This window comes from Filibacter tadaridae (assembly GCF_900609045.1).
Lineage (GTDB): Bacteria > Bacillota > Bacilli > Bacillales_A > Planococcaceae > Sporosarcina > Sporosarcina tadaridae.
Window position 1 is genome coordinate 72,382 of record NZ_UXAV01000031.1, and the last position, 17,427, is coordinate 89,808.

General features: G+C 41.6%; 12 protein-coding genes. 1 reads left to right on the forward strand and 11 read right to left on the reverse strand.

Annotation, left to right across the window (positions count from 1 at the left end):
• Positions 1-122 precede the first annotated feature (122 nt).
• The 10 genes from hutI to FILTAD_RS05625 all read right to left on the reverse strand — a co-directional run bounded on the left by hutI (position 123) and on the right by FILTAD_RS05625 (position 15,070).
• Entirely contained in the window at positions 123-1,376 is a 1,254-nt protein-coding gene (gene hutI, locus FILTAD_RS05585; RefSeq protein ID WP_124069528.1) for an imidazolonepropionase, read from the reverse strand.
• Positions 1,373-3,046 carry a urocanate hydratase gene (hutU, locus tag FILTAD_RS05590; RefSeq protein ID WP_124069529.1) on the reverse strand — a complete coding sequence of 558 codons (1,674 nt, stop codon included), beginning with the start codon at positions 3,044-3,046 and terminating at the stop codon, positions 1,373-1,375. Before hutU ends, hutI begins: the two co-directional genes overlap by 4 nt.
• Before the next feature lie 156 nt (positions 3,047-3,202).
• Entirely contained in the window at positions 3,203-3,676 is a 474-nt protein-coding gene (locus tag FILTAD_RS16040) for a helix-turn-helix transcriptional regulator (RefSeq protein ID WP_238988156.1), read from the reverse strand.
• Between the two features lie 126 nt (positions 3,677-3,802).
• Complete coding sequence (locus FILTAD_RS16045) at positions 3,803-4,639, reverse strand: hypothetical protein (protein ID WP_238988157.1); 837 nt, start codon at positions 4,637-4,639, stop codon at positions 3,803-3,805.
• 601 nt (positions 4,640-5,240) lie between these two features.
• A complete protein-coding gene (essA, locus tag FILTAD_RS05600) occupies positions 5,241-5,759 on the reverse strand; it encodes a type VII secretion protein EssA (protein ID WP_124069530.1) in 519 nt (172 codons plus the stop codon).
• 1 nt (position 5,760) lies between these two features.
• Entirely contained in the window at positions 5,761-8,595 is a 2,835-nt protein-coding gene (esaA, locus tag FILTAD_RS05605) for a type VII secretion protein EsaA (RefSeq protein WP_124069531.1), read from the reverse strand.
• 15 nt (positions 8,596-8,610) lie between these two features.
• Positions 8,611-13,071 (reverse strand): type VII secretion protein EssC, encoded by a 4,461-nt coding sequence (gene essC, locus FILTAD_RS05610; protein ID WP_124069532.1) that lies wholly within the window; start codon positions 13,069-13,071, stop codon positions 8,611-8,613.
• Between the two features lie 33 nt (positions 13,072-13,104).
• Positions 13,105-14,478: a type VII secretion protein EssB gene (gene essB / locus FILTAD_RS05615; protein WP_124069533.1), complete on the reverse strand. Its 1,374-nt coding sequence runs from the start codon at positions 14,476-14,478 to the stop codon at positions 13,105-13,107.
• Positions 14,456-14,695 (reverse strand): ESX secretion system protein YukD, encoded by a 240-nt coding sequence (yukD, locus tag FILTAD_RS05620; protein WP_124069534.1) that lies wholly within the window; start codon positions 14,693-14,695, stop codon positions 14,456-14,458. The genes essB and yukD overlap by 23 nt, the downstream gene beginning before the upstream one ends.
• 81 nt (positions 14,696-14,776) lie before the next feature.
• The gene (locus FILTAD_RS05625; RefSeq protein WP_124069535.1) at positions 14,777-15,070 is read right to left on the reverse strand and encodes a WXG100 family type VII secretion target; all 294 of its coding nucleotides are present in this window, start codon (positions 15,068-15,070) and stop codon (positions 14,777-14,779) included.
• Between the two features lie 839 nt (positions 15,071-15,909).
• Between FILTAD_RS05625 and sda the strand changes: the two genes are divergently transcribed.
• Positions 15,910-16,038 (forward strand): sporulation histidine kinase inhibitor Sda, encoded by a 129-nt coding sequence (gene sda / locus FILTAD_RS05630; protein WP_124069536.1) that lies wholly within the window; start codon positions 15,910-15,912, stop codon positions 16,036-16,038.
• Positions 16,039-16,327: 289 nt separating this feature from the next.
• Here the strand turns inward: sda and FILTAD_RS05635 are convergent, their stop codons facing one another.
• The gene (locus FILTAD_RS05635) at positions 16,328-17,206 is read right to left on the reverse strand and encodes a patatin-like phospholipase family protein (protein WP_124069537.1); all 879 of its coding nucleotides are present in this window, start codon (positions 17,204-17,206) and stop codon (positions 16,328-16,330) included.
• Positions 17,207-17,427: the final 221 nt, after the last annotated feature.

Sequence of the window (17,427 nt, forward strand, 5' to 3'; positions counted from 1 at the left end):
TATATAGAAGGTACTTCTATGCAACTAAAAAATCAGCTACCCGAACTGGCAGCTGATTTTCTAGCATATCTTCAATCCCTACAACAATAGGTAAGCATAAAAATCTTCCCCCGTAAAGATGCTCAGCCTACAACCCGTTCCCCTTTTTTCCAAACGACCCCTACATGATTCACGCCGAATAAATACTGTAATTCTTGATAACTTGCCACATTCCATAGCACGATATCGCCTTGTTTTCCAACTTCCAATGAACCGACGCGGTCTTCCATTTGAATCGCACAAGCGGCATTGATTGTTGCCGCTACAAGTGCTTCCGCTGGTGTTAAGCGCATGGAAATGCATGCTAAATTCATAACGAGTGGCATGGATGTCGTCGGTGAAGACCCTGGATTGCAGTCTGTGGAAATGGCAACGGCAACTCCCGCGTCAACCATCTGACGCCCTTTCGCCGCCTCTTCTCGTAAATAAAGGGCTGTAGCAGGCAATAAACAAGCGATGACGCCCGCTTCCGCCATTTGTTTAATCCCTTCATCAGATGCTTTCAATAAATGTTCCGCAGAAATCGCTCCTACTTTAGCGGCTAGTTCTGCTCCCCCATACGATTCAATTTCATCTGCATGGATTTTGGGTACAAGCCCTAGCTTTTTCCCTGCTTCTAAAATACGTTCTGATTGAGCGGGTGTAAAAACACCTTTTTCGCAAAATACATCGTTGAATATAGCTAACTTTTCTTCCGCCACAACAGGCAGTATTTCATTGACAACCACATCAATATAGGCTTCTTCGTTTCCCTTATATTCCTGGGGCACGGCATGCGCGCCCATGAATGTCGGGACAAGGTCAATCGGATGCAGTTCGTTCAAACGCTTCATCACGCGTAATTGTTTCAATTCAGTTTCCAGGTCAAGTCCATAGCCACTTTTCCCTTCGACAGTCGTCACCCCATGTTGGAAAAATGAATCAAGACGCTTCGTTGTTTGCGCCACCAACTCGTCTTCCGTTGCTTCGCGGGTCATTCGGGTCGTCGCATGGATTCCCCCGCCTGCGTTCATAATGTCCATATACGTAGCACCTTCGAGACGCATTTCAAATTCGCGTTCACGGCTGCCGCCGAATGCCACATGTGTATGCGGATCCACTAAGCCGGGCGTGACTAAACGGCCTGTCGCATCGACAACGTCCGCTTCTTGAGAGCGGGAACTAAACGACTTTTCCAATTCGTCTGTTGTGCCGACTGCTATGATTTCCCCGTTTTCAATCCATACGCTGCCATCTTCAATAATCGCCAAGTCCGACATCTGCTCTTTAATACGTGGCGCATTTTCACCTGACAAGGAGACTAATTGGGCTGCATGTTTTATCCACAATGGCTTCATTTATTTCCACCTTCTAACATAGGGATTTTGATGCCTTTATCGCGAGCGGTCTGAATTGCTAAATCGTAGCCAGCATCTGCGTGGCGGACGACGCCCATTCCTGGATCTGTCGTTAACACGCGTTCAATGCGTTCTTCTGCATCTTTTGTTCCGTCAGCCACGATTACCATGCCTGCGTGCTGCGAATACCCCATACCTACGCCGCCACCGTGGTGGAAAGATACCCAAGTTGCTCCGCCTACTGCGTTAATCATCGCATTCAAAATCGGCCAATCCGAAACTGCGTCCGAACCATCTTTCATGGCTTCCGTTTCCCGGTTTGGAGATGCCACAGAACCTGAATCGAGGTGGTCACGTCCAATGACGATTGGCGCACTTAATTCACCACTTGCCACCATGTCATTGATAATTTTCCCGAAGCGTGCTCTTTCTCCATAACCCAACCAACAAATACGGGAAGGCAGTCCTTGGAACTGGATTTTTTCTTGAGCCATCTTGATCCAATTGCAAAGATGCGTATTGTAGCTGAATTCACGTAAAATGACTTCATCCGTTTTCCGAATATCTTCAGGATCTCCTGATAGTGCTACCCAACGGAAAGGCCCTTTCCCTTCGCAGAATTGCGGACGGATGTAAGCAGGTACGAATCCTGGGAAATCAAATGCACGTTCAACGCCTTCATCTTTCGCAACTTGACGGATATTGTTTCCGTAGTCAAACGTGATTGCTCCTTTGTCCATCATCTCAATCATCGCGGAAACATGCTTCGCCATGGATGCTTTTGAGCGCTTCACATATTCTTCGGCATCTGCACTACGTAATTCCGCAGCCGTTTCAAGTGTCATGCCTGTCGGAATATAGCCATTCAATGGATCATGTGCCGAAGTCTGGTCTGTCAATACATCAGGCGTGAATCCGCGTGCAATCATTTCCGGTAAGATTTCGGCGGCATTGCCTAGTAAACCGATCGATAGTGCTATGCCATCTTTCTTCGCTTTTTCTGCTAATCGAATCGCTTCATCCAACGAATCTGTTTTCACATCGGTGTAGCGCGTTTCGATACGGCGATCAATACGGGATTCATCTACATCGATTCCGATACAGACGCCGCCCGCCATCGTTACAGCTAAAGGTTGCGCGCCGCCCATGCCTCCGAGACCGGCTGTTAGCGTAATCGTTCCTTTTAATGATTCGCCAAAATGCTGTTTTGCAAGTTCAGCAAAAGTTTCATATGTTCCTTGTACAATTCCTTGTGAACCGATATAGATCCAACTTCCCGCTGTCATCTGTCCATACATCATCAACCCTTTTTTATCGAGTTCATGGAATGTATCCCAGTTTGCAAAAGCGGGAACGATATTTGAATTTGCGATTAAAACACGTGGTGCATTCGTATGGGATTTGAAAACCGCTACCGGTTTACCTGATTGAATAAGTAATGTTTCATCATTTTCCAATTCTTTCAATGAACGCACAATAGCGTCGAAGCTCTCCCAGTTTCTTGCCGCTTTGCCGATACCGCCATAGACGACTAACTCTTCCGGATGCTCCGCCACATCAGGATGCAAGTTATTCATCAGCATGCGAAGGGCCGCCTCTTGTTGCCATCCTTTCGTATTCAACTCTGTGCCTCTGTATTGAACGACTTTCGATAATGTATTCGCTTTCATTTTCAAAACCCCTTTCTCTATACTTTCATTCTACAGGGAAGTTTCCGAAAACTAGTTATAAACTAATGACTATATTACAAATGGTCTTAATTCTTTTTTATTTATCTTCACTTTTTATAATTAATTGACAAAGATTACTGACTTATCAATCTCCCATTACGACTGTCGGTATTCAAATGGAGTAAATCCTGTCGACTTTTTGAATTTCGCACTGAAATAGGTAGGATACGTGAAACCCGTCAATCGTGAAACTTCCGTAAGCGGGATATCCGTTTCAGATAGCAACCTTTTCGCTTCACGGATGCGGACGTTCAGCAATGCATCCCTGAACGACACGGCCGATTCTTTGGAAAACTTCCGACTGAGTGTGCTTTTATGGACTTTCAATTGATCTGCACAAGCAGTTAAATTCCATGTAGGGTCCCAATAATTCGATTCGATTAATTCGCGTGCTTTCTCTTCCAACGTGCGCCCGATAGGTGATAATTCTTTTGAAGTACTTAGCAATTGTGCTGAAAAAGATATGAATCCTTGAAGAATTTGATACATAACAGGCTCGCGGATCGTATCCTCGAATAGCGCATGATAGGATTGTTCCAATGCATCCATTTTCAACGATTTAGCAGTCATATAACGACGAATCTGGGCAAGGATACTCGTTAACCGGACACGCACCATTTCTGGATCAGGATAAGGTGATGCGAGCGTCAGAAAATCATGCTCCAGCCATTCCCGTATCGCTATATGGTTTTGCTTCTACAACATTTCAATCCACTCTCTTTGTTCCAATGGTGATAGAAAAGGATCCATTTCCCCCCATACAAGATCACTCTTCACGGTCGTTACGATATCGTAGCCATCATAAAAGATTAGTTCACGGAAACGGCGCATTTTCTTGTAAAGTACAGGATAGCTTGTCCCGTCAACAGACTCATATATGTAAATTGCGAGCAGTGTATCGGATTGGCTTTTCCACTGTGAAAAGAAAACGCGGTAAGCCTCCTGCGATGCTTCTATATCGTCTAGATGATGGATAACGACAACAAAGTCCGGGAAAGCAAAGACGTCAAATCGTGTTGGGAACGCATAGTTTTTTAAGACATTCACAAGATAAGTCAGCGAGTCTTTTTGCGAGGGGATAATAATACTTATCAAAACCGGCCGCACTGGTTCTTTGTTCCCTACCAATAAATCTCCGTACTGTACAATGGATTCATCTGTTTGAACGGCCACTTCCCGATTCACCAGTTCGTTTCGCCACTTAAAATGGGATTGCTGTACATGTTTCATCAAACGCTCAGGTTGAAAAGGCCGGAACAATACGTCTTCGGCTTTATGTTGCAATGCATAATAGACGGTTTGGAAAGTACGTTCAGAAGAAAGCCCCAACCATGCCGATTGTGCTGGCAAATTGAAGTCTTTTTTCGCACTAAGATCCAAATCGATAATATATAAATCAATATCCTGATAATTTTCTAGTAATGAAAAGTCTTCTATTATCGTTTCCACTTTCACATCATTCCATTGGGATGTCAGCATCCATTTCAAGCCTTGTGCTTCGAGTAAGTCTCTCGTAAGGATGAGTATATTCACAGAAACAACCTTCTCTCGTCTTATTTCCTTTATAAGATTGTATCCTATTTTCGTTGTGCATGTTTTATAGGGTATTGAAATTCATTCAAAAATCGTTCTTGTTACTTCCTTCCTTTTTATCGATCCTAAAATTTGATCATGAATGAAACAAGCCTTCATGAAGGTGATATCCGTTACAAGTTTAAAAGACTTTTTCAAAGGCGTGTTTTGAACGGAATCTTTAGCGCAATCTGTATAACTAATCCATAAAAAAATCCACTCCACGTCGCAATTGACATGAAGTGGATTTTTTTGTTGTCGTACTTTCAAAATAGCGACCGGATTCACCTGTTAATCGAAAATAGCAATCACCACAAAAACTTGCCAGATCATTAAAGCTGCAAATACAAGCGCGATTACCTTATTTACGATGAGCGGTGCTTTTAGCAATGTTAGTTGAACATGATAATTAATGCCCGAGAGTATAATAGCTGCATATTTAAATGCATAATCCGAAACACTTGTTCTTTTTTATACTGCTGGAAAGGCTTGAAATATCACCATAAAGTGAATCTATACGCGATCCGTAATCGACCAAACGATTTCCCTCCAATCTTTTGTTCTACACAAACGTCTTCTTGACTTCGACAGTTGAACCCTTACCCTGTTTCGGCAATACTATGATAAATAAAAGAATAAGACTCGCAATAATGATCCCTATCAAAACCAGTATCAGTGTCCGATTATTCGATTTTCCCTCTACTGGTTCGTTGCCTTCAGTTAACACACTTTTTTTTTCCTCTTTTCCGATAAAAAGCTTAAGTTCAGACGCCTTTGCCGCAACGGTGCTTCTCGCTCCCCGTTCCGCCGTCGAGAAAAGAAACGAAGTATCGCCTTTTTTCGACAGTTGGTCCCGTCCATCAAAATAGATATTGAATTGTTTTACGGGTATCGTATTTTTCATTTCAACTTTTTTTTCATCATGTAAATAGTCGGTACTTTTTTCAAACTTTAGCTTTTCATAGAGTAGCGTCTCTAGATCATGAATTGTGTCATCTTCTTTTGCACCCAAGACATTTTCTTCAACCAGTAACGAGACCAGTACGATTACAATCGTCCCAAAGATAATCTTTTTCCACATATTACTGCTCCGCCCCGGTTGGTTCGGTTAGTTTATATTTGTTGATGAAGAACGAAACGAGCAACATTGCGACAGCAATAACTCCTACAATAGCCGCGCCAGATAAAAAGCTAGTTTCTGCTTCATATTTGATGGACATATAGACTGTTGACAATACATCAGGTACGTCAAATTCCGGCACGGCAAGCACTAGAAGTGGACTAATGTATAAGCACATCAAACCGATGCCTGCACCCCAGCCCGGGACCTGACCAAAGTCAAGCGCCGTATGGATCAACGCTGCACCCGCCAAAAGCAGAAGAATCGTGAATAGTGTCCATTCGACTGCTCGTTCATCATTCAAGACATACATATTGATGCTGTACAAACTGACAATAAGACCCACGATTACCGACAATATGCCTGTCATTCCCAATCGGAGACCAATTGTCCCTTCTTTAAACCGGTGGCTGAAAAAGCCGATTAATAGACTACTAATGAGTAATATAATGAACAGGATGACTGGCGGTACCTTTTTCACTTCATCCGCGACGGATGCCTCAGATTTCACTTGTAAAGGATTAACGAAATGATTGAATACATAACCGTTTTCTTGCCCATCCACATACGTATTCGCAAGGAAACCTTGAATATCATCCTCAAATTTAGCCATTTCGTCTACATTTGTTCCCCATTTATCACTAAATACGGTCGTTGTTTCATTTAAATCATTCGCTTTCGCTTGTAGATCACCTGCATATTCCACGAGACTCCCTTGACGATTCGATAACGAAGACATCATTTCACTTAACGATAAAAGTTGGTTAGTCGTATTTTGCTGACTCGCGGCGACTTGCTCGCCACTCGTTGATGCAACAGGTTCTCCTGAAGGAATCATGACGGAAGGTGTCTGAATTTGCGTAAGGATTGCATTAGCTTGCTCATCAATTGAATTCAGCTCAGTAAGCAAAGCAGAATGTTGCTCTTGTACCGTTTCTTTATAGCCGGACATCATTGCAGCAAATGTTGTACTTAAATTCGTCATACCTAGTTGGGATTCCGGAATGCCTTCACCTACCCTATTCCAACCATCAAGCTCAATCTCATTTATATCCACTACATTTTTCAGTAACGAAGTCAAAATCTCATCTTTCAATAGTTCGTCTTTATGAACACCTTGACCTTGTTCGTCGAGTGTGTACTTAAATTGTTCGAGGGTAGAATAATAGGAAAGCAATGCTTCTGTATTTGTACTTTTTGCACCTAAGGCAAATAATTTCTCCAATCTCGATTTTCGTTCGGCAGACAAACTTTTGTGTGCAAGAAGTGAAGCTTCTTTTTGATTAATTTCAGCCATGATTCTTGCAGTATCTGCCGGGTATGAATTTAATAGGTGACGGGCCGACTCATAGTCGTTGTATAAGGAATTATAGTTTTCAAACAAACTTCCATAGTTTGTGGACGCCGCTAAATAATCATCCGCGTCTTCTTTTTTCTTTCCGCTCCAAAGATTCACCTTTTCGGTTAGGATAGAAGGTACTTTTGCTAATTCAGAAGACACTCGTTCCAATTCCGGGAGAATAGGAGACTGCGGATCTGTTGCAGTAACGTTGTCTTTCAACGCGGATAATGCGACTAGTATCTCGTCTATTTTTGTTTGTTCTTGTTCAAGCCCTGGTAGTTGCGCTTGCGTTTTTGCAACAGCTTTTTGATCCATCTCTTTTTTTATAGCCTGACTCTTTTGTTGAGTAGCCGATGGATTTGCAGATCCTGTTACAGGCGTTCCGCTTTTTCCTTCTCGGATTCCCTTTTCCAAGTTTTTCAAAACCGTATCATTGTAACGATCAATTGCTGTTCCTTGTACGACAAGAAGGTCTTTCATCTGTCGGTTGACTTCGTTTTGACGTAAGTCGGATAGAGCTTCGAACTGTTGCTGATTCGCATCTATTTTTTCATTTACATTTTTAATTTTACTGTTCAATTGCTGATTACTATCCTCTAAACTTTGAACAGTTTCGTTAAATTGTTTGACTTGATTGGTTGCTGCCAGATGAATTTTAGCAAGACTATCATCCTGGATTTGTTGCAATACTTCTTTTTGCTTTTCTTGAAAGCTTTTATATTCCGTCACATACGTGATGAATTCATGCATTTGCACTTCGAATGACTCTGCGTTTTCAATACGCCTATCGTGCGCATTGTTCGCATTTCCCATCGTGGAAAGTAGATCTTCCATCTGTATTTTTTGCTTGTTCATCTCAACGGCAAGCGTTTCCGCTCCTGGCTCATAGTAAGCAGACATCGTTGATAAGAACGCTGTTTCTTTTCCTAAAATAGTTGTAAATTCCTTTTTAATATGGTTCATTTCCTGAGCCACATAACTCCAATAAAGTGTGGATATCTTTTCATTAACCCGGTCCGTGGCTGTTTCAATCTCGTGTAATACCTTTTCTTTCTTTGACCCGATTTTTTGGCGCTGTACGTCATATGAGAATTTCGCTTTTTGTGGATTCTCTTGATCATAAGACATAATGTTTTCCGAGAAGTCGGAAGGGATATAGACAATTGCCTCATACTGACTTGACTTCAGTCCATTGACAGCAGCACCTCGCCCCATCACTTTCCACTCGTAGGGGGAATCCTTGGCTAAAATGGACGTGACTTCTTTCCCCATTTCAATGGCCTCTTCATCTTTTGCAACGCCAAGGTCTTCATTGACAATCGCGATAACTCGTTTGTTCGACTCCTTCACATCTAGAATACTAACGCCCATAAGTTGGAAGAACAAAATGGGTATTGCTACTATCAATACAATCCCTGCAATTACTTTCAACGTTCTCACTGATTTATAATTCATTTACTACTCTTCCTTTCATTCTGCAAAGGGGGTTTGGATTTTCGTAGCATTGCCATTCAACACATAGTGTGCGAATCCTTTTGGCAGTTCCGTTTCTTTTCGTTCATATGCAACTGTATATAATGTCTGCTCGGATTTCTTCATAAAGAGAAGTGCCTGGCGAACAAGTTTAAGTTCATTTGTGAATGCATCGTAGCCTTTCGTGATTTCAGCGTTATTTCCTGAAACAATGACTGTAAATCCTAAATGGGAATACTTTTTCATCAGTTTCGATAAACGATCCTGGATACCGATGTCGGCAACTTGTAAAAATCGCGTGTAACCGTCTATGACGAAATAAGAAGGCGTGATTTCAATCACTTTGCTACCTTGTTGCAAACTTTTCAGGTACTTGTTTTCTGTTTCCATAAAGAATGATTCCACATGCGTCAACCATTCCGTCAATGTTTCCTTAGTTTCTAAATAATCGACCTTCGATTCTTCTGCAAAACTGGCTAATCCACGGTCAAATGAATCGAAGATAGCGATGAATCCTGTTTCTTGCTCAAGCAGTGTGTGTAGCATCCATTTCAACATATTCGTTTTACCGCGTTGGGGTTGACCGATTAGTAGACAATGATGCGTCTTTTTAAAGTCGATGACAACCGGTTTAACTGTTTCTTCATCCAGTCCCAGTGGTACGGAACCATTGTTTTGATTTGCTTCAATAAATGAAGGGAAATTAAAGGATGTCAATTCCAATGGCAACATCGGAATTGAATCAGGAATGTCTTCCCCTTTAAATTGTTCCTCCGTAAGCTGCACATGTTTTTTAATAGTCTCCAGTACTTCAAAATCATCTGTTCCGGAAGCTGGAAGGAATACTTGTGAAAAGTATGCATCCTCTTTTTTGATAATCGCTCTTCCAGGGAAAGGCTCCAAGTCGAATGGCACACGCCCGATAATCGTAAATGATTCAGTAGCATCCATTAAAAAGTGAACGACTTTTGTTTTCAAGCTATTCATCAGTGATTGTCTAACCGCTTGCACGCGCGTGGCAGTGATGAACAGATAAATGCCTAACGACTGACCATCGCGGCCGAATTGAATCAGCTGCATTTCAAGATCTTCCATCTCTTCACGGATAATATCAAAGTTATCCACAACAATATAAAGAAGGGGTAATGGCTCTTTGGCCAGTTTGTTATACATACTAATAGTGCTGACCTCAGCTTGTTGGAATGCAATTTTTCTTTCTGAAATCTTTTCTTTTATTAATTTAACCAATTTTTCACGTTTCAGCTCTTCATCCAAGGTCAAATAATCGGCGGTATGCGGAAGTCTGCGAAGCGGCAGTAACGATCCGTTTCCGTAGTCCAGGATGTAGAAGTTCGCCTCTCTTGGGGTCAGTTTGTCTGCCAGCCCAAGTAATACAGTGGTTACTGTATACGATTTACCGTATCCCGGAGAGCCGAAAACGCCTAAATTTCCGTCTTTTTCCGGATAATAGTAAATCGGGGTTTGACTTTGTTTTTCAGGCTCATCTACTAAGCCTAGCGAGCATCCCTGTTGTTTCAGTAAAACACTATCAGGCTTTTCCATTCGTAAAGGAAGTGGAGGTAGCCATGGACTTGCCAACTTTTGAATGCCCATCTCTTTTTGAGTAGCGAATATTTGAGCGGTCACCGCTTCAATTTCGGATACGCCGCTGGTTTTCTTCTTCACATTGGTTTTGATGCCGGAAAGAGGATGTAAGCCCAGATCTGTTACAATGGCTACCTCGTCTTCCCCTTCCAACGTTTCCTCCAAATAAGGCGCACCACTCCACGCAGACTGGAATAATTCGTATACTTCATTGTTCCCGACTTGTAAATAGCCACGACCGGTAATCGTAATCGATGCGGCATCGCTATTTTTCAAAATTTCTTTACTGTCTGATGCATCTTGAACTTTCAACGCAACACGAAAACGGGCATTACTCCAAATTTGTTCATCGATGATGCCGCCCGGTTTTTGTGTCGCTAAAATGAGATGAACACCAAGGCTCCGTCCGATTCGCGCCGTACTGACCAGCTCACGGATGAATTCAGGTTCTTCACTTTTCAACTCTGCAAATTCATCCGATATAAGGAATAAATGCGGTAGTGGTTCATCCGCCTTTCCTTCTTTATATAGTGTTGTGTAATCATCGATATGTGTCACGATGTATTGATCAAATAGACGTTGTCTTCGTTTCAACTCACTTTTAATAGAAGCGAGTGCGCGCATACTGAAGTTCTTACTGCCTTCAATATTCGTAATTGTACCTAGTAAATGGGGTATATTGCGGAATGGTTGTGCCATCCCTCCCCCTTTGTAGTCGATTAAAAGAAATGCCACTTCATGTGGATGGAAATGAACGGCAAGAGATAAAATGTACGTCTGTAGAAATTCACTTTTCCCCGAACCCGTAGTCCCAGCCAATAATCCATGGGGACCATGTGCCTTCTCATGTAAATTAAGTTCAATCCGTTCCTCTTTCCCTTTAAAACCGATTGGAACGGCAAGCGACTTCGCCGATTCATTCGTCAGCCATTTACGCTTAATGGATAACTCTTCAACTTCTTTCACATCGAACAGTTCAAGGAAGCCTACAGAAGTCGGTATTGAATTTGTCATGCCGACTTGGTGATTGAGTGTTTTCAACATCCGCGCAAATCGTTCGTCCGTTAACGGGTTATGCACATCAAGCTGAAAAGCTGTATCAGCGGCCTTTTTTTCATTGATGAGTATATCCCCTTCGCGTTCATTCACATAGCGGACGAGCGTATGAACATTTTCAGTCATCCGTTCCTGTGCTGATTCAGCGAATATAACGGAAATACCAAGCTCCTCGTGATTCTTCCCTTCCAAATATTCGAGAATGACATGCTCTGCAATCAGTGTGTAGTTGGATACGACAAATAAAAGATGTGGCGTGAATTTCACTTTACCTTTCATCTCATCGATATCTCTTTCACGAATGATTTCATACAGGGAAGAAAGCAATTGGTCCCGCGTTTGTTCATTGTGTATGAACCCTTTCGCATGCATATGAGGAAGGGTAAAATGCGGCAACCACTTCATCCATTCAATATCCGCATACTCATTATTCGGGAAAATATAAATGAAACGCGTATCATGGTAACTATGGAAAAAGGCCAGTTGTCCGATAAGTTGATGGAGTTCGCGCTTAATAATGGTTTCCTTTCCGACAAGTCCTAAAATGCCGACTGCTAATTTAGCGGTAATCGGTGCTGAGGGGATTTCTTTGTATACGGTTTCCATTTTCTGTGACTGTTCGACCAATTCATCGATTTCTCGATTCGCAAGATCCCCTGAAGATAATTTAATTTCGTAACTTGCAGGAATTGTCCCCGTACCCAACCTAACTTCCAGAAAGTCTGGGCTTTCCAATGTTCTTTCCCATATTCGCCCTGACAGCTGTTTCGTCATGAATTTCATTTGCTCAAATGTAGGAAAGTGATAATCCAGCACTTCTTTTTGTTTTTTCGAAAGCTCGTAAAGTTCTTCTCGCATGTTTTGTAAATAGTTTTTGTAGACTCGTTGTCTTTTTTCTTCGTTTAATTTGCGACGCTTTTTATCTTTCACATATTGGATAGTGGAGGTGACGAGTGTCAGTAGAAACATTGAAATCGAAATCATAATGAATATGCCTCTTGGTATTAAAAAAGCAACAAGTCCCATAACAATCAACATGACAAGCGGCGGAGCAATGATAAGCAAAAGACCGCGGTTTGTATCTTCACTTTCCTGGCTTGGAAATGATAAGGATACTTTTTCTTCCGGCAAGTCATAATTCATACGGGGTGTACGTCGATAATCGGGATACATGTTAAACAGTTCCGATTTCCGTGTCTCAATTATGGGAAGTTCTGTAGTGTAATCATCTACGGTGCGGAGTTCCAGAATATCCTGATCTACCAGTTTCATCTCCATGAATGCCCACTGTATGACATCCCCAATTTGTATGTATTGGTTCTTCACACACTTTTCTCCATTGATATAGAGCGGACAACTGAAGTTTTTAGTAATCATCCAACCAGGTGCTGTTTTGTTAAGTGCAAAATGGCCCGATTCGACTTCATGGAAATGGGCCTCATCCCGATTCACGAGCGCATCTTTACTTTCTATAGCAAATGACACTTCCTGCTCATAGTCGAGAAAATAGTGTCTTGCATCGTGAAAAGCATTCGTCAAAAATAGATGAAGACTTGTTTCTTTTTGTTCAATGACTAAGGATTCACCGTTGGAAAGTTGCCGAACAGGACCATGACCATCCTGTACGGTAAAACAGTTTCCGTCTCTTTCCAAAGTGAAATGTCCATTTGTAAATGGGTATGCACCTATCGTAACGTCATCCTCGATTTTCGAACCGATTGATAATGCCGTAAAATTGCTCTCGTCAAATTCAATTCGTTGATAATGTTCCCCGTAAAACACCCATAGCTGTAACAACGTGCACACCTTCTTTTTCAATCAATTTTCAGTTCATGAGCCGGACTTTTCTTTATCCGCTTTTTGTTGTTGCACTTTCTTTTGCTCAAGTTGTTGTTGGTTCTTTTGCTCTTCTTGCCGCTCCTTCTGTTCTTGCTGTTTCTCTTGTTCTTCCTGCTCTTTTTCCGCTTCAAGTTCCTTCTCTCGTTGTTGTTCTTCTAGCTTTTGTTTCTCTTCTTGTTCCATTAGTTTTTCATACGCTTCGACTTCCGTATCGATTTCAGCCATAAGTTGTTGTTTCTCTTCACCCGTCAATTCCGGATCAGCTTGAATTTCTTCACGTTTTTTCAGCAAGCCGTAAGTAAGTAGTTCCCCATCTTCCATCGCTCTTGCCAAATCGACTGCTTTAGCCGCTTCCGCCCGACCAATATATATCCAGTATTTCAAATAATCCTCGTCCGTTTGCAATGTGATATTCGCCAATACATTCTTTTTCTGTTCCTCATCCAGCTTTTCATTCGTGACCGAGGCGTGCGCCAGTTCATACAGCACAACGTATGGCATTCGCTTGACACGATAAGGGCTTAAAACTGTTACGACCTCACTATAATTTTGCAACAAATAACTTTCATGGCTATCAAGGTAGGCTTCGTTTTTCGGCTTATCGTATAATAAATTTGAAATGGCAAATATAAGTGCGGGAATAAAAAGGATGCCGAGTCCGATAGTTAACCATTTTGTTGTTTTCCATTTTTTCTGGGGTAGCTTTATAAACGTTTTCTCTCTTTCTTCTTGCTGTTCAAGTTGTTCTTCTATGTAGTCGAGAAGTGACTGGCTATCGGACATACCCATGATTGTTGCACCGGTTTCTTTTAACTCAAGTGTCTTATGGTATTTTATAAATTCATCGTACGTAAATGAGCCATCCACCGCTGTTGCTACAGCAGCCTTCGTTTCCAACCAGACACGTTCATCATCGTTTTCGAAAGGCGGCAAACTTTCCAGCACGCCATAATAGATGAAAGCGGAAGTCATTCCTCTGCTATACACAATATTTTCCGGACAGACAATAAGGTTCAATCGAGGGTACGGGTGCGCATCGATTTTTTCGACAAGCTGATGGGCAAACATCCATTTTATCTTTGCATCCTCCAGATGAATTGCATCAAATCGTTTGAACGATTCAGGTATAGTCGCAGTTACGATTAATTCGTCCTCAGTTAAAATTACTTCTTTTTCAATTTCGGGATTGACTTCTTTTAAAAAGGTGACTTCAGCACTTTTCTTCAGTCCAATTCTTTCCTTTTGGAAAATGAAGGTACTCTTTTTTTCCTCTTCATTGATATCACCACTTATGAGGTTTTTTAAATAGGTATGTGGTTCAGTCGGCATCATCATTACTCCTTCAAATAATTTCAATCCGGTCACCTGTTGTGACTCCACAATCAGTTAGCGTTAAATGACCAGGAAATAATTTGTTTTTATTTACGACACGTACCCAGTGTCCTTCACGGGGACTTCTTGAAATCGTTGTCGTTTGCCAGGCGATATCCAATAGCTTCTTCACTGTATAGCGATCTGATAATCTTAGGTCCAAAACAGTGCCCTCATAATTTGTAAGATCCACCGTCACTTCTATGTACACAACCATCACTCCAATTAAAGAAGAGGCGTCTTCTGTGGAGAGAATGACGCCCCTCTAAAGTCAATTGCTTATTCAATGGAATTAGCCGCGGATTTGGCCCGCAATTTGTTGGTCTGCATCTTGCATTGCTTGTCCAGCGCGGTTCAACTGAAGACCAACCTCACTTAAAAGTTGCTGCATATCGTGGAAATGTGGTTTAAGACGCTCATATTGCTCCGCAAATGCAGCACTGGAAGCCCCTTCCCACATAGATTGTAATTCACCAATCATGCCATCCAAACGACCGATTTGTGATGCAACTTCTCCTGATTCATGATTGTACCTTGTGGACATAGCTTCCAATTCCGCAGGTGTTACGCGAATAATTCCTGACATTCCATACATCTCCCTTTTTCTTCGAATTTGGTTACATTTATAAAATAACTGTACAAGATGACACCTGATGAAAAATTTCATCAAGCATCATTCAGAGACAGGTACTTCCGTATTCTGGATACAAGTGGAACTCGGGCACCGCACTTTATTATCAATAGACTTTATTAATCTACTTTAGGATAAAAAGGTGTACACCATTCCCTTCTCTTATAATTACCATCCTAAAATGCCCATGTCAAAGAAACCCAAAATCTAAAAAAAAGTAGTAGTTCCTTCTTCTCTAGGTGTATTGTCACTTTCCTTATTACACTAGATAATCCCCTCATATTTTTACACTTAATCTCATAACTTCATGCCCTTTATAATACAAATGGTTGAATCTCACGTGTTTTAATGACTATCGAATCATTTTTATACAAATTTAACTAAATAAAGTCCTGATTTCAAGCTATGTAGTATAAGTATTGACCTTTATTTCATTCGATTATTTTTCTGCTGAATGAAGTTAAATGGCATATCACGCCTCCGGTTTTTACAGACCTTGAGACATACAGATCGTCTTAAAAATAGAATACTTAAAAGAATGTTTCGACAAATTTCGCAAAATCCGCGTTTGTGGATAACATTACTCACACTGTACCGCCTACCCACCCTACTGTCATATAGTATATAAACAAGTTAAGCACAGGTTATCCACCATTTACTGTGGATAAACGAACGGTTGTTCCACGATACTTTATCTGATAGATTAAAGGTACAACAACGAATCTTACCAGTGTATGTGTGCTGGTTTCATAATAGAACTAGATGTACCAATCAAATCGGAGGTGACAGAACAAATGAAGAAGATGTCTGATGAATTGTTGATGGAGGCTTATGCACAAGCAATAGAGTTAAAGCTATGCCCTGACTTTATCAGTCTATTGGAAAACGAAATTCGGCAACGCTCTCTCGTTATTTGTGTATAAAGAGTGGATTATTGCCCTTTATGGGCCTTTTTTTTGCGTATAAATGTAGTTGATACTTGTTGAATTTGGTGCCAGTAACTGGCACCGGGTGCCTGAAAAAAACAGCGAAGGCGCCTTCATAGTGGTAGCCGAAGTGATAAGACTGGCAGTGATCTTCTGCCTGGCTTATCACGGGAGGCATCCACGAAGCGCCGAAGCGGCATTCAATGGTATCCATCATTTATAGCTTCTAATTAGTAGTAACGTTGGAAGCGCTTTTACCTTTTATCGTGTGAATCATTCAATAGATTCACCACATTTTCAAAAACTGTTCGGTACGCGTACGCCCTATTTCCATGAGCTCGTTCTTCGTTTCTTCATCCAAATCAAAATCAGTCGCACTATAATTTTCGACTGGAATGAAAACGATATTATTTTCGTGTTTTCGGGAAATATACCTGTCATCATGTGCGTTTTGCATGGTCGAAAAGAGGGCTTGGAAAAGGTCCAAAGCGTTTTTTATTTTGTGTCCCGGCATTTCTTCTTTGCTGCCACTGAGTTTCAAACCAAGCACAGGGCGTTCGTTTTTCCCGTCGCCATCTTCGAATAACCAAATTGGAAAGTTACTTAACACGCCACCGTCCACGACGATTGTTTCACCTGATTTCGCTAGCAATCGAAGAGGTTCAAAGAAAAACGGAATGCCGCAACTCATCCGTAAAGCGCGAGCAATCGGAAACGAATCCGCATCTATGCCGTAACTCTCCAAATCATCCGGCAAGACAATCATTTTGCTGTTCGTCAGATCCGAGGCGATGAGCTTCAAAGAACCTGGCGGTAAATCAGAAAATGAGTAGACACCTTTGGCTGCTAGCTTTTCCAAAAACCAATTTTCCAATGCCTTACCTTGATATAAACCAAGTTGCCAATAAAGACGAATCCACTTCATAGATGGTAAAGGAATAATTAATCGGCGCGGATCAAGTAGCTCATTGAAATCCTGTTCATCTAGCAACCTTTCGATTTCCTTACCAGAATAGCCGGCTGCTATGAAGGACGCAAGAATCGCACCTGCGCTTGTTCCCGCTACACGTCGGAATTCATAGCCCTTCTCCTCTAGTACCTGGTAAGCCCCAACCAATGCGAACCCTTTCAAACCACCGCCTGAAAACACTCCGTCTATTAACAGAATGACCTCTCCCTTTTTGTTGTCATTGTTTTAGTGTAGGTAAGAGAGGGGGAAAATAGAACATTTTAATGAGTGGTTTTGTTTTTTGGGGTTAAATTCGGAACGATGAATTTAAAAAAAGTCTCCTGCCCGAAATTAAACGGATGGAAGACTTTTTTGTAGATTTCATGCACAATTCCTTCATACACTTGTAACTTTTGAATTATTTTGCTGCGCAGCAT

Coding starts and splice junctions, on each gene's coding strand:
- hutI (WP_124069528.1), bottom strand. CDS start 1,376: ATGAAGCCATTGTGGATAAAACATGCAGCCCAATTAGTCTCCTTGTCA.
- FILTAD_RS05625 (WP_124069535.1), bottom strand. CDS start 15,070: ATGTCAGGAATTATTCGCGTAACACCTGCGGAATTGGAAGCTATGTCC.
- essA (WP_124069530.1), bottom strand. CDS start 5,759: ATGTGGAAAAAGATTATCTTTGGGACGATTGTAATCGTACTGGTCTCG.
- esaA (WP_124069531.1), bottom strand. CDS start 8,595: ATGAATTATAAATCAGTGAGAACGTTGAAAGTAATTGCAGGGATTGTA.
- hutU (WP_124069529.1), bottom strand. CDS start 3,046: ATGAAAGCGAATACATTATCGAAAGTCGTTCAATACAGAGGCACAGAG.
- FILTAD_RS16040 (WP_238988156.1), bottom strand. CDS start 3,676: ATGACTGCTAAATCGTTGAAAATGGATGCATTGGAACAATCCTATCAT.
- sda (WP_124069536.1), top strand. CDS start 15,910: ATGAAGAAGATGTCTGATGAATTGTTGATGGAGGCTTATGCACAAGCA.